The organism is Streptomyces sp. NPDC005799 (assembly GCF_040630525.1).
Lineage (GTDB): Bacteria > Actinomycetota > Actinomycetes > Streptomycetales > Streptomycetaceae > Streptomyces > Streptomyces griseorubiginosus_B.
The window spans coordinates 56506-68980 of the sequence record NZ_JBEXXQ010000033.1 but is presented as its reverse complement, the minus strand read 5'-3'; the positions used below and the strand labels follow the sequence as shown (position 1 = coordinate 68980).

Here is a 12475-nt window from a genome sequence, read left to right as displayed (position 1 = left end):
GCCTGCTCACCGCAGGCAGCTCCCTGCAATATCCAGCTGAGAGAAGGAACGACCAATCATGCCTTTCGCGAACTTCAAGGTCCCCGAGAAGACCCTCACCCCGAAGCAGAAGGAGGAGATCGTCAGCCGCACCACCGAGCTGTATGTCGAGATCTACGGTGAGCGCGCCCGCAACAACACGATGGTTCTGGTCGAAGAGGTCGCCGACGGCGGCTGGGGCATCGCCGGCAACGTGCTGACCCTCGCCCTGCTCGGCGAGGCGTCACCGACCGACACCAGCGGAGTCTGACCGCACCGGCTGGGTCGTTGAGATCAGCGAAGCCCTGATGTGTCCTCGTACCCGATCGGCCGGCGGTGTCACCGGGGTACGGGGACGGGGCACGACCGCGGTCAGCCCCAAGTCGAGCCGCTTGCCTCTGCCAGGCGGAAGGTTGCCGGTGGCGGCTCGGGGCGCGTGCTGTTGCGCCCGGCAGGAGGGGGGAGTCGATGTTCACCGTTCCCTCCTGCCGGGGCACTGCCGGGACTCCTCCTCGGTGGCCACGGCGGCTACGGCGGCTACGGCGATGTCGGTACCGAGGGGGCGGGCGAGGACCCCGGCAGGCAGTTCGCCAGCGAGCTGGAACAGCGCGGTCGAGCGGGTCTCCGCGAGTCGGATGCCGCGTTTGCGGAGCCTTCGCCCAGCTGTGCCGTCGACGTGAACCGAAGGTCTATGAGCTCCCTCACCCGACTCCTTGCGGGCGACGTGTGGATCGTGGGGCTGCCCCCTGAGCCGGAACTCCCCGCCGTGCCGGCTGGGAAAACCGCTGTCGGGCAAAAAGATCAAGATGATAGAACTACCGCCGTGCACAAGACTCTGGAGTTTCCCGATCTGCTGCGGCTGATCGACGAACGTGCAACCGCCTTCCGCGCCGCGATCGCCGCCGCGCCCAGCCTCGACCTGCCGGTGCCGACCTGCCCGGGGTGGACGCTGTCCGACCTGGTGCAGCACATCGGCGAGGGCCGCCGCCGCTGGGCCGCCACGGTCGCCGCCGGGCCGGACGCCACGGCCAGGACCCCGGCCCAGGGTGACGCGGTCGCGCCGCAGGAGCGCGAGGCGGTGCCGGCCTGGCTGGCCGCCTCGACCGAGGTGTTGCTGGCGGCCCTGCGGGAGGCCGGTCCGGACCAGGGCTGCTTCACCGGCTGGGGCAACACGCAGACGCCGCACACCGCCGGTGGCGTCGCCCGGCATCAGGTCCAGGAGATCGCGGTGCACACCTACGACGCCCAGCTCACCGTGGGCGAGCCGGTCCCACTGCCGGTCGAGGTGGCGCTCGACGGTGTCGAGGAGACCCTGTTCATCACCTGCTTCACGACGAGCGCCTGGCCGCACAAGCCCACCGCCTTCGACTTCCATGCCACCGAGGGCCGCTCCTGGCGCCTGACGGCCGACGGCGACGGTGCGCGGACCACCCGGCTGCCCACCGCCGCCGAAGACCCCGACGCGGCAGGCGTCTCCGTTCGCGGCACGGCCAGTGACCTGGTCCTCTACCTGTACGACCGCATCTCGTCGGACTCCCTGCAACTCGACGGGGACCCGCAACTGCTCGACCTGCTTCGCGCCTGGGAACCGGAGGACTGAGCGTAACGGCACGCCACCGCGCACAAACCAGCCGTTTGCATCGCGAACGGTCTCGTACCGAACAGTGCCTGTTTCACCGAATGATCGATCCCAAGGGTCGGCCGCGCGCATGAGACGAGGGAGTCCACAGTCAGGTGGTGACGCCGGACATGGGCTCCCTCGCGACCGCACCCTCCGTCAGGAACGACGACCTCGTGCGGGATTCGTCGCAGCTCGCCTCGCGCGCCGCGTGGAGCTCTACTCCACTTCTGTCACCACGCCGTCCGCGTCCATGAACCAGCTTCCGGTCTCAACGCCGTACACCTTCTTGTCGTCGAGCCACTTCCAGGACATCTGCTGCAGCATCTGGTTGGGCCGGCGTTCCCAGACCGGCTGGTGGTCCCAGCCCTCGACCCGGATCATCAGCTTGTCGGCGCCCGGAATCGCCTGGTAGAGGTCCGGAACCGAGAAGTGCAGCACGGGCCCCAACTCCACAGCCGTATTGGCCGTCTTGTCCTGGTCCCCGTAGACGATGCACACCGGCACAGCGGTGCCGAGCGTGGAGCCGTACGGCGCGGTGCTCGAGTTCCAGCCCCACCAGTAGGAGTTACGCCACCGCATGACGCCTTCCGGCGCCCCGGCTGTGGTACCGCCCCACTTCTGGCCGACGCTGTCGCAGTCCATGATGGACCGCCACACGTGGCCGGCCAGCTCCTTGTCGCTGATGGTGGCCTGCAGGCTGGCCTTGCTGGTCAGGTTCATCGGGAAACCGAAGACCGCGGCCGGCTTGGACTCGGGCTGCTTGGGCAGGCCCGTGCCTGGAGGTGGATCGAAGGGTGCCTCGGGGTGCGTCGACCAGCGGCCGGCCGGAGGGAAGATGGGCGCGAGAAGGAACATGCTCGCCACGTCCCCGGGATGCTGCAGCGCGTACGGGCCCATGACGAACGAGGCCGCGGACCAGCCGATGAAGGAGACCTTCTCGTTGTCGCACCGCTCCCTGATGAACTTGACGACGGTGGCCAGTTCGTCCCATTCGCTCTGGGAGTTGCCCAGTTGGTGCGGGTAGGGCGCCGTCGGGGAGCAAGTCCCGGTACCGGGATTGGTCTCCAGCAGGCCTCGCTGTGCGGGGTTGGCGTTGCATGGCTCGTCCATCTTCGGGCGGGGGGAGAGCCCGGAGCCCTGGAGGTCCATGATGTACACGTCGTAGCCCTTGCCCGCCAGGAACTGCGCCCAGCTGTAGCTGGTGTCCGCGTTCGGGGAACCGCCCTTGGGAGGGAGCACGAGGTCGAAGCCGGGGAGGGCCGGAACGCTCCTGCCGTGGAGCATGAGGACCGGCTTGGGGGTGTCGGTGGGCCCGGTCGCCTTCTTGTATTCCCGTACGAAGAGCTCGATCTCTACGTCTGCGTTCGCCGGGATGGTCGATTTGTGCTTGACCTTGTGGTCAAAGGTATTCAGCTGCGGCTGCGGCATGGTCGCCTCCGATGTCTGTTCGCCCTGAGGAACGGTTGTTCCCCAGGGGTGGTCAGCATCTCCGCGTCCCGTGGGCCGTGCAGGAAGCATGACAGCGTGGCGCACGGACAGTGACTGATCGGGTGGGCGCCGCTCCTCCGATCGGCGGGGCGCACCCAGGGGTGCACGACGACTGCGCACCGAACAGTTGCGGTGGCGGGCGGGGGCCGGGAACCGGCGGGGCGCGAGTCGATGCAGCCGACGCGGTCCACGGCAGTGCGGCGGAGGCGACCGCCCGTCGGCGCTGCGTGTGCCTTCTCGGCGGGGACGGCCCCGTCCTCACATCCCGGTCGTACCGCTACCCGTGAGTCCCGGAGCCAGCGCCGGCACCCAAAAGACGGCGACGGCCAGAGCGATCGAGGCGACCCCTACAGCACGGGCCACAAGGCGGCCGGCCGGAGCGAGCTTCTCGGTGGTGATCACGGCGGTCAAGGCCACCATGGCCCACAGGTTCATCACACCGAACGCGGCCAGCAGCACCATGAGCGACCAGCAACAGCCCAGGCAGAAGGCGCCGTGGTGGGCTCCTGCGCGCAGGTCGCGCGAGGGCCCCGGGTACGAGGTGTAGCGCAACATCAGCCCGATCGGTGAGCGACACCTCGCCAGGCAGCGGTCTTTGAGGGGCGTGAGCTGGTAGACGCCGTTGACCGCGAACACGGCTGCGGCCAATGCGGTGCCCGCCGCGGCGGGGAGGCTCACCGCCTGTTCCAGGCCGACGGCCAGCCCGTACGCCGGCAGCCCGGCCGCGGCCCAGACCAGCAGGTAGGCGACGGTGAAAACGACCATGCGCGAGGCCCGGTGCACGACGATGGTGCGTGCGTACAGCGCGGCGACGGACGTGGTCGCGGGCAGCATCATCGCAGCCATCATCAGTGTCCACACGGCCAGGAAGGCGGGGAGGCCAAGGCCCATGGTGCCCGGCATCGCCTCCATGCCGCCCCAGCGCGTCACCACCCAGACCCAGGCGGCAGCCGCCACGACCAGCAGCAATCCGGCGGGGCCCACCCCGCGCCGGACGGTGACCGGCCGACCGGTCACGCCGACCACGTGAAGGGCGCCGCGTGGCCGTTGCCGCCGGAGAAGTCCCAGGACCGGCCGTACACGCTGTCGCCCGTCGCTCGGGTGGAGCGGGCGATGGTCAGCGTGCTGTTCACCGGGTGGAACATGCCGGTCAGGCTCATGACCGGACCGTCCTCGCCGAACTGCGGGGCAACCTGGTCCACGATCTCGATGTCGATGGCGTCGCCCACTCTCGCGGAGTGGTGACGGCCGTCATCGCGGTAGTCGATGGGAACGCGCTCCACGCCGAGGACCTCGCCGATGAGTGGGGTGAGCGCCGCCATCGGCCCGCCGGCCTGGCCGGAGAAGACCTTGCCCAGCGCATCCGCCTGGCCGTCGTCAGCCCCACCGTCGAGGTACAGCGCCACCTGCCAGCCGCCCTCGGCCATGACCCGGGGTGCGTCGATGAAGACGGCGACGCTGCGGTCGGAGACGTCCACGCCGTCCACGTTCCCGCTGTCCACATGGAACGCGAGGGTCACTTGGCAGCGCTCGTGGTCGGCCGGTGCAGTGAGGCCCGAGGTGGTACAGGGGCACACCACGTCGCAGTTGCAGCTTTCGAGATACGTGCCGTTCAAATTCCAGGGCATGGCTCTTCGCCTCCCTCTATTGCGTCCCCCTCGGTAAGAAGATGCATCGGAGGAGTCCGTCCGTCCCGGTGCCGCTCTTCTCCAGGCTAAGCTTCAGCAACCCCGGCGCGCAGATCCGCTGCCTGCGCAGCTCACCATCCTCACACCGGGAAGCAAGGGCACCCGCGGCCTCGGATTCGTCATCGACGATGTCTTCCCCATGGTTCATTCGGACTCTGAGCCATGGTCGTCGTGGCCGATGCGCTCATCGCCCTCACCGTCAGAGCACGAGGTGGCGAGCCGTAGCACGGGATGCGATCCGGCCAGTACGCCGCCTTCCCGAACCGGTGCGCGAGACAGTCACCTGTCGGTGACGGCGAGTCGGACTCCACGGACGCGAGCACGAGCGACACAGGGTGCACGTGGCGTCTGAGACACCACCTGCGGGTCAGTTGCGTCGCCTGTCGCCGACGGAGCCCGTGGACGGGGCGTTCGCGGTGGCCACGATGGCCTGCAGTGCGGCTACGTGGCCTTGGAAGGCGGCTCGACCGTCGGTGGTGAGGCGGGCGCGTACGCGGCGTCTGATGGAGCGGTCGACGGTGACGTAGCCGGCCTGCTCCAGCGTCGAGAGCTGTTTGGACAGCGCGGAGTCGGACAGACCGAGTTGGCCGCGGATGTAGCCGAAGTCGGCCCAGTCGGCAGCCGCAAGCAGGGAGACGATGGACAGCCGGGTGCTGGGATGGATCAGCTCGTCGAACCGTGGCGTGGTCATGATGCCGCGCCGGTCCGTACGGCGCGGCGGCGTGCCGCTGCCAGCAGCAGCGGCCCGCCCAGCACGAGCATGACCGCGGCCAGGACGGCCGCCCCGGTGACCGGGTGACGCGCGTCGTCGGCGTTCAGGATGAGAGCTGCGGCGATGGTGACTCCGACCAGCGCGACCAGACTGCCCAGCACCCAGGCTGCCAGCCGTGGGCCGGCGATGTCAGCACGCACGCTCATCTGGCTGTTGCGGTGCCGTCCGTTGACCACCCGGGGCGCGATCGAGGAGTGCGCGGCCCCGAAGGCGAGGGTGACCAGGGTGGTCACCAGCGGATGATGCAGGTCGGCGATCACGCCGAGCGCGAGCCAGCCCGTGGCCAGGCCCGCCCAGTACCAGCGCGGCACGTCGATCTCGTCGATCACCCTGCGGCGGGATCGCTCCACGGTGTCCAGAGCGGCTTGTGCCTGCTCAGGTGTCAGCTCGTCCATGACGCCTCACTTTCCTGCCTGGAAAGCTCAGCATTGGCTTTCCGGCCAGGAAAGTCAATACTGCCGGCCGGGGGCCAGGGACGGGGGTTCACGCGGCCGGACACGGCTACCGCAAGATCGTTCATCTGCCGAATGAAGCGGATCACCGAACAGGTGATGCCGAAGTCCGCGCCGCCGGGACTTTCGTCCTGGCCCTACCGGCACTCCACGAGGCGTTCAGCGTCTCCACCTGTCCGGCGGCGACTTTTCGGCGTCCTTCGACAAGGACGCCGCGGGCCGCGTTGTGGTGTTGTCAGCGGTGCTTCGAGGGAAGGCCCAGCGATGTCGAGGGGGCGGTGGGATCGATGGCGCGCAGGATACGTCGACCGATGTTCTCGAGCTGTCGTACCTGCGCCTTGGTCAGCGGGTCGAACACCAGTCGGCGTACTTCCGCGACGTGGCCGGGAGCAGCGCTGACGATCTTCTCGTATCCCGCGTCGGTCAAGGTGGCCAGGGTGTAGCGCCCGTCGGCCGGATCGGGCCGGCGGTGCGCGTATCCCTTGCGTTCGAGGCGGGTCACGACCTGGGAGAGGCGCGAGAGCGAACCCTCGGCGAAAGCCGCGAGGTCACTCATGCGCAGTTGTCGCTCCGGCGAGTCCGACAGCGCCGCCATCACCCCGTACTCGAAGTGCGTCAGCCCTTCTTCGCGCAGCTGCGCGTCCAGCGCCTGCTCCAGACGCCGCATGACGCCCACCAGAGCGAGCCAGGCATGACGCTCCTCCTCGTCGAGCCAGCGGGGCACGTCGTCAGCAGGGCTGTTCGTCATGCGCTCCAATGTACCGAGGCTTCACGCTTAAAGTTAATCCGCCCGGCCTTCACTTGAACCTTTAAGTCATTGACGCTACGGTCTAACTTAAACCTTGAAGTGACTGCCCGGGGTGCCGAGCAGCAACGCAACCTTCAGGAGCCGCCGTGAAACTGCTCGTGCTGGGCGCCACCGGCGCGACCGGACGTCTCGTGGTCGACCAAGCATTGGCCGCAGGCCACACCGTGCGGGCCCTGGTGCGCTCACCCCAGAAGCTGGACGCACGGCCCGGCCTTGATGTCGTTGCCGGTCAGGCCACCGACGCCGACGATGTCACCCGGGCCATGACGGGCGTCGCCGCAGTGATCAGCACACTCGGCGCGACCGGCGGATCGGTCATCACCGACGCCACGCGCGCCGTCATCTCCGGCGCCGCCACCACCGGCGTCACCCGGTTTGTCGAGTTGTCATCCTTCGCCGTGCTGCGCGAGCGTCTGAGCGCGCCCGCCAAATTCATGTCCAGCACGGCCATGGGTGCCATGGTCAAGGACAAGGCGGCCGCCGAGGACGCACTGCGTGCCGGCGGCCTCGACTACACCCTCGTCCACGCCGTCCGCCTCACCAACGGCCCCGCCACCGGCGCCGTCAAGCTGCTGCCTGAATCAGCCACCTTGCGCCTGGGCGCCATCAGCCGCGCCGATGTCGCCGCCTGGCTGCTCACAGCCGCCACCGACGGCACTGCCGGACGCCGATCCGTCGTCATCGCCGGCTGACCTGGCCCACTCCCCCGCCCTTGCCCCAGCCCCCGCCCGATACCCCTTCCGGAGAACTCCTTGAGCCACCAACTCGCCACCCGTCCGGCCCGCCCCAGCGCCCTTCTCGTCACCGGCGGCCTGATCGGCACCGCGGTCGTCGCCGTCGCTCTCAACGCCGTCGTCGCCACGACGGCCCACGCTGCGGGCGCCTCGCACGATTTCCAGCCCCTCCAGCTGTCCGCCTACGCGCCCCTCACCGTGTTCGGCGTCCTGATCGGCGCTGCCGCCTGGGCGGTCGTTCGCGCCCGTTCGGCGCGCCCCGCACGCCTGCTGCGCACCCTCGTGCCCGTAGTCGTGCTTCTCAGTCTGATCCCGGACATCATGGTCGGCGTCTCCGACAGCCGGGCCGGTACCAGTTGGGGTGCCGTCGTCGCGTTGATGGTCATGCACGTCGTGGTCGCCGCCGTCGCCGTCCCGGCGTTCCAGCGACTTCTTCCCCTTCCTGCCGCGCAGGAATGACCCCTTGCGCCCCGAAAGGGCGCAAGCCCTCACACGGTCGTACGGCAGTCAGCAGACACCGTACGACCATGGCCCGTGCGCCGTGTCTCGACAACGGCGCGCGGGCCCAGCAGGTGATCTCCCGTATCCGCTGATGCCCCGAGGACGGCACCCGGTGTTCCGGCGAGCGGTGTGCTTCGGGCAGGGGCGGGTCAGTGGATGTGCGCGCCGCCGTTGACGTCGTACGTCGTACCGGTGAGATAGCCCGACTCGGGCCGGGCCAGGAAGGCGATGGCGTCGGCCACGTCGTCGACGGCGCCGATGCGGCGTACCGGAATGTCCGCGATCATGGCCGCCTTGCGCTCCTCGTCCAGCTTGCCCTGCGTGATGTCGGTGTCGATCAGGCCCGGGGCGACGGAGTTGACCGTGACTCCGAACGGGCCGAGTTCGCGGGCGAGCGCCTTGGCGAACCCCAGCAGGGCGGCCTTGGCCGCCGAGTAGGCCACTCCCCCGAACACGCCGCCCCCGCGCTCGGCCGACACGGACGACAGGAAGACGATGCGGCCGAATCCGCGCTCGGCCATCCCGGAAGCCACACGGTGGGTGACCACGAAGCTGCCGCGGACGTTGACTTCGAAGATCCGGTCCCACTCGGCGGGAGTGACGTCCACGAAGGGGGTCGGGGAGGTGATCCCCGCGTTGTTGACCAGGGCACCGATCGGCGCGAGCGCCGCTTCGGCCGTCCCGATGGCGGCGTCCACGGCGTCGGCATCGCAGACGTCCGCCGCCAGGCCCAGGGCCTCCACCCCGTGCCGGGCCACGACCTCCCGGGCGGTGTCCTCGGCGGCCTCCTTGTCCAGGTCGAGAACGGCGATGTGGTAGCCGGCGGCTGCCAGGGCGTGCGCGGTGGCGCGTCCGATGCCGCGGCGGGAGCCTGCTCCGGTGATGACGGCGGTGCGAGGGGTGGGTTCGGGGTTCAAGTCGTGCTCCTGAGATGTGGCGAGAGAGGTTGACGGGTTCAGAGTTCGCGGCGGACGCGTTCCTTGATCGCCGCGACGGAGAGGCCGTAGCGGTCGTGAAGCGTCGGCAGCGCACCCGCGGTGAGGAACTCGTCCGGCAGCCCGATCGGGACGATGTGTGCCGTCTGCCGGGCGAAGGCCAGACAGGACGCCACGGACTCGGCAAGACCTCCGATGACGCTGTGGTTCTCCAGCGTCACCACCAGGCGTCCCCCGGCGGACTCCCGCAGTACCGTCTCCCGGTCGAAGGGCTTGATCGTCGGCACATGGAGGACGGCGACGTCCACATGGTCGGCTGCGAGTTCGCGGGCCGCGGCAAGGGCCCGTACCGTCATCAGTCCCGTGGAGACGAACAGCACGTCCCGGCCGCCACGCAGCAGCGCCGCCTTGCCGAGCTGGAACCGGTAGTCGTACTCGTCCAGGACCGTGGGGACGGCGCCGCGCAGCAGCCTCATGTAGGTCGGGCCGGGGTGGGCCGCCAGGGCCGCGACGGTCTGTTCGATGTCGACGGAGTCCGCGGGGTCGACGATGGTCAGGCCGGGCATGCCGCGCAGGATGGCGAGGTCCTCGGTGGCCTGGTGGCTGGGGCCGTAGCCGGTGGTGAGGCCGGGCAGGGCGCCGACGACGTTGACGTTCAACTGGGGCTCGGCGATGTCGAGGCAGAGGAAGTCGTAGGCGCGTCGGGTGGCGAAGACGGAGTAGGTGGTGGCGAACGGGGTCATGCCCACCTCCGCCAGACCCGCGGCGGCGCCCAGCATCACCTGTTCCGCCATGCCCATCTGGAAGAAGCGGTCGGGGTGGGCCTCGCGGAAGATGTGCATGTCGGTGTACTTGGCAAGGTCCGCGGAGAGGCCGACGACATCGGGGCGTTCGTCGGCGAGACGGGCGAGTGCGTGGCCGAAGGGCGCCTTGGTGGTGCGCTGTCCCTCCTCGGCGATGGAGGCGATCATCGCGGAGGTGGTGAGCTTGCGCATCGGAGCCTGGGTGTTCATCGAGCGGTCCCCTCGTTCCGGGGGGCCGTACGGTGCCCCTGCCTCAACTGGTCGCGTGCCTGCTGCCATTCGTCTTCCTCGACGCGCAGGAAATGCGCCTTCTCCCGGCTCTCCAGCATCGGTACACCGCGGCCGATCCGGGTGTCGCAGATCAGGACCGCCGGTGATCCTCGGTGTCCGCGCAGGGCGTCGAAGGCCGCGAGGAGCGCCTCGATGTCGTTGCCGTCCACGCGGAGGGCGTGCCAGCCGAACGCCTCCCACTTGGCGGTGACCGGCTCGGTGCGCAGGACGCCCTTGGTGGGGCCGTCCGCCTGCAGGGCGTTGACGTCGACGATCGCGGTGACGTTGTCCAGGCCGTGGTGGGCGCAGGCGAGCGCGGCCTCCCAGGTGGAACCCTCGTCCAGTTCGCCGTCGGAGAGCAGGGTGTAGACGTGTGCGTCACTGCCCTGGTGGCGCAGGCCGAGCGCCATGCCGGTGGCCACGCCCAGGCCGTGGCCGAGGGAGCCGCCGGAGATCTCCATGCCGGGTGTGTAGGAGGCCATGCCGGACATGGGAAGGCGTGAGTCGTCGCTGCCGTAGGTGGCGAGTTCGCCGACGTCCAGCACGCCGGCCTCGGCGAGCGCCGCGTACAGGGCGATCGCGTAGTGGCCGATGGACAGCAGGAACCGGTCGCGGCGCGGCCAGTCCGGCTCGGCGGGGCGGTGGTTGAGGACGTCCTGGTAGACGACGGCCAGGATGTCGGCCACCCCGAGGGCCTGTCCTATGTAGCCCTGGCCTTGGGCCTCTCCCATGTCCAGGGCATGCATGCGGATGCGGTGGGCGGAGTCCTTCAGGGCGTTGACACGCCGGGTGTACGACGTGGCCGGTGCGGGCGACGCGGCTGGCGCGAGCGCCTGAGTGGGCTTCACGGTGATCCTCATTCTTCAGTGGGCGGTCGAAAGGGGCGGTTCGATGACCGTGGTCATGGCCCGCTCGGCCTTACCGCGCTCGTCCGCACCCCAGGTCTCGCGCGTCACCAACGCCGCCACGAGGCCCAGCAGCCCGTAGCAGCTGAACAGGACGGCGGGGCCGGCCCAGCCGGTGGCGGAGTAGAGCGCCGTGGCGATCATGGGGGTGAATCCGGAGACCACCGCGGACAGCTGGTAGGCCAGGGAGGTGCCGGCGGTACGGGTCCTGGTGGCGAACAGCTCGCAGAACCACGCTCCTTGGACACCGGCCAGGGAGTTCTGGCAGACGGCGTAGCTGATCAGGAAGGCGATCAGGACGAGCGCGGCGGCTGCGGTGTTGACCAGCAGGAACAGCGGGATGCCCCAGACGAGGCTCACGGTGCAGCCCAGCAGGTACACCGGGCGGCGGCCGATCCGGTCGGACAGGCGGCCCCACAGGGTGGTGGCGGCGATGCCCACGGCCGCGGCGGTCACCAGGGAGGTGAGTGTGGTGGTGCTGGTGACGTCGGGGGCGTCGCCGTCGTGCAGGTAGGACAGGACGAAGGTGACCGAGACGGCGTAGCCGGCGGTCTCGGTGATGCGCAGGCAGAACGCCCGCAGTACGTTGCGCCAGTCGTTCCGGATCACCTCGAGCAGTGGGTTCTTGACGACTTCGCCGGACTTCTTGAGCTCCTCGAACTGCGGGGATTCGTCGATCTTGAGCCGGATGAGGATGCCGACGGCGATCAGGACGGAGCTGAGCAGGAACGGCACTCGCCAGGCCCAGGTGTCGTCCAGCGTGTGGCGGCTGAGGAGGAAGGCGAGGTTGGCGAGCAGCAGGCCGACCGGGAACCCGGCCTGGGTGATGCCCGTGTACAGACCGCGTCGCCGCCAGGGGGCGTGTTCAAAGGTCATCAGGATGGCGCCGCCCCATTCGGCGCCGAAGGCGAGCCCCTGGATCACGCGGACGACGACCAGCAGGACCGGCGCCCAGATCCCGACCATCTGATAGGTGGGCAGGCACCCGATGAGTACGGTCGCGATGCCCATCAGCAGCAGCGATCCCACCAGCACGGGCTTGCGCCCGAGACGGTCTCCCAGGTGACCGGCGATGACACCGCCCAACGGACGTGCCGCGAAGCCGATCCCCAGGGTCGCGAAGGACAGCAGGGTGGCGGAGAGCGGGTCGGAGTCGGGGAAGAAGACGTCCCCGAAATAGAGGGCGGCGGCCGTGCCGAAGCCGATGAAGTCGTACGTCTCGATGGTCGCGCCCACGCCGCATCCAACGGCCACTCGCAGACGCTCGGGCGATCCCTGTGCCGCCTGGTGCGGCGCGTTGGTCTCAGCCATGCCGATCCTCCTTGATCGCGAGCGGGCCGTCCCGGGCCCATTGTCGGCTGTTGACTGTTAACAGTCGAGAGTGATGCTGAGCCCGGCGACCGAAGGGTGTCAACCCCCGGGAGGGAGGCCGGCCGATCTGCCGACTGTCAACAGATGACAGCGGCGGGCTACTATGACC

The 12475-nt window shown here is 69.3% G+C and carries 15 protein-coding genes; 4 read left to right on the top strand and 11 right to left on the bottom strand.

The window, feature by feature from the left end:
• Positions 1 to 58: 58 nt before the first annotated feature.
• Positions 59 to 289 (top strand): 4-oxalocrotonate tautomerase family protein, encoded by a 231-nt coding sequence (locus ABZ453_RS29510; protein WP_359019456.1) that lies wholly within the window; start codon positions 59 to 61, stop codon positions 287 to 289.
• A 201-nt stretch (positions 290 to 490) separates the two neighbouring features.
• Here the strand turns inward: ABZ453_RS29510 and ABZ453_RS29505 are convergent, their stop codons facing one another.
• On the bottom strand, positions 491 to 823 hold the full coding sequence (locus ABZ453_RS29505; protein ID WP_359019454.1) for a hypothetical protein: 333 nt from the start codon (positions 821 to 823) through the stop codon (positions 491 to 493).
• 18 nt (positions 824 to 841) lie between these two features.
• Here ABZ453_RS29505 and ABZ453_RS29500 point away from each other — a divergent pair, with 18 nt between their 5' ends.
• Positions 842 to 1618: a maleylpyruvate isomerase family mycothiol-dependent enzyme gene (locus ABZ453_RS29500; protein WP_359019452.1), complete on the top strand. Its 777-nt coding sequence runs from the start codon at positions 842 to 844 to the stop codon at positions 1616 to 1618.
• A gap of 237 nt (positions 1619 to 1855) precedes the next feature.
• Here the strand turns inward: ABZ453_RS29500 and ABZ453_RS29495 are convergent, their stop codons facing one another.
• The 6 genes from ABZ453_RS29495 to ABZ453_RS29470 form a co-directional block, all read right to left on the bottom strand.
• Entirely contained in the window at positions 1856 to 3067 is a 1212-nt protein-coding gene (locus ABZ453_RS29495) for an alpha/beta fold hydrolase (protein ID WP_359019450.1), read from the bottom strand.
• A 318-nt stretch (positions 3068 to 3385) separates the two neighbouring features.
• Positions 3386 to 4144, bottom strand: a complete 759-nt coding sequence (locus ABZ453_RS29490; RefSeq protein WP_359019448.1) for a DUF2182 domain-containing protein — start codon at positions 4142 to 4144, stop codon at positions 3386 to 3388.
• Positions 4141 to 4755 (bottom strand): DUF1326 domain-containing protein, encoded by a 615-nt coding sequence (locus ABZ453_RS29485; protein WP_359019446.1) that lies wholly within the window; start codon positions 4753 to 4755, stop codon positions 4141 to 4143. Before ABZ453_RS29485 ends, ABZ453_RS29490 begins: the two co-directional genes overlap by 4 nt.
• A 427-nt stretch (positions 4756 to 5182) precedes the next feature.
• Positions 5183 to 5506: a transcriptional regulator gene (locus tag ABZ453_RS29480; protein ID WP_359019444.1), complete on the bottom strand. Its 324-nt coding sequence runs from the start codon at positions 5504 to 5506 to the stop codon at positions 5183 to 5185.
• Positions 5503 to 5982, bottom strand: coding sequence for a hypothetical protein (locus ABZ453_RS29475; RefSeq protein ID WP_359019442.1), 480 nt, complete (start codon positions 5980 to 5982; stop codon positions 5503 to 5505). Before ABZ453_RS29475 ends, ABZ453_RS29480 begins: the two co-directional genes overlap by 4 nt.
• Before the next feature lie 292 nt (positions 5983 to 6274).
• Positions 6275 to 6787: a MarR family transcriptional regulator gene (locus tag ABZ453_RS29470; RefSeq protein ID WP_359019440.1), complete on the bottom strand. Its 513-nt coding sequence runs from the start codon at positions 6785 to 6787 to the stop codon at positions 6275 to 6277.
• A gap of 146 nt (positions 6788 to 6933) precedes the next feature.
• On the opposite strand from ABZ453_RS29470, the gene ABZ453_RS29465 reads away from it, so the two are divergent.
• A complete protein-coding gene (locus ABZ453_RS29465; RefSeq protein ID WP_359019438.1) occupies positions 6934 to 7539 on the top strand; it encodes an NAD(P)-binding oxidoreductase in 606 nt (201 codons plus the stop codon).
• 60 nt (positions 7540 to 7599) lie between these two features.
• On the top strand, positions 7600 to 8040 hold the full coding sequence (locus ABZ453_RS29460; RefSeq protein ID WP_359019436.1) for a DUF6069 family protein: 441 nt from the start codon (positions 7600 to 7602) through the stop codon (positions 8038 to 8040).
• 191 nt (positions 8041 to 8231) lie between these two features.
• On the opposite strand, the gene ABZ453_RS29455 is transcribed toward ABZ453_RS29460, so the two are convergent.
• From ABZ453_RS29455 to ABZ453_RS29440, 4 genes are read right to left on the bottom strand one after another with little or no spacing between them, the layout of a single operon-like run.
• Positions 8232 to 8999 (bottom strand): SDR family NAD(P)-dependent oxidoreductase, encoded by a 768-nt coding sequence (locus tag ABZ453_RS29455; protein ID WP_359019434.1) that lies wholly within the window; start codon positions 8997 to 8999, stop codon positions 8232 to 8234.
• Between the two features lie 38 nt (positions 9000 to 9037).
• Entirely contained in the window at positions 9038 to 10030 is a 993-nt protein-coding gene (locus ABZ453_RS29450; protein ID WP_359019431.1) for a transketolase C-terminal domain-containing protein, read from the bottom strand.
• Positions 10027 to 10938, bottom strand: a complete 912-nt coding sequence (locus ABZ453_RS29445) for a transketolase (RefSeq protein ID WP_359019429.1) — start codon at positions 10936 to 10938, stop codon at positions 10027 to 10029. Before ABZ453_RS29445 ends, ABZ453_RS29450 begins: the two co-directional genes overlap by 4 nt.
• 15 nt (positions 10939 to 10953) lie before the next feature.
• Positions 10954 to 12306, bottom strand: coding sequence for an MFS transporter (locus ABZ453_RS29440; protein WP_359019427.1), 1353 nt, complete (start codon positions 12304 to 12306; stop codon positions 10954 to 10956).
• Positions 12307 to 12475: the final 169 nt, after the last annotated feature.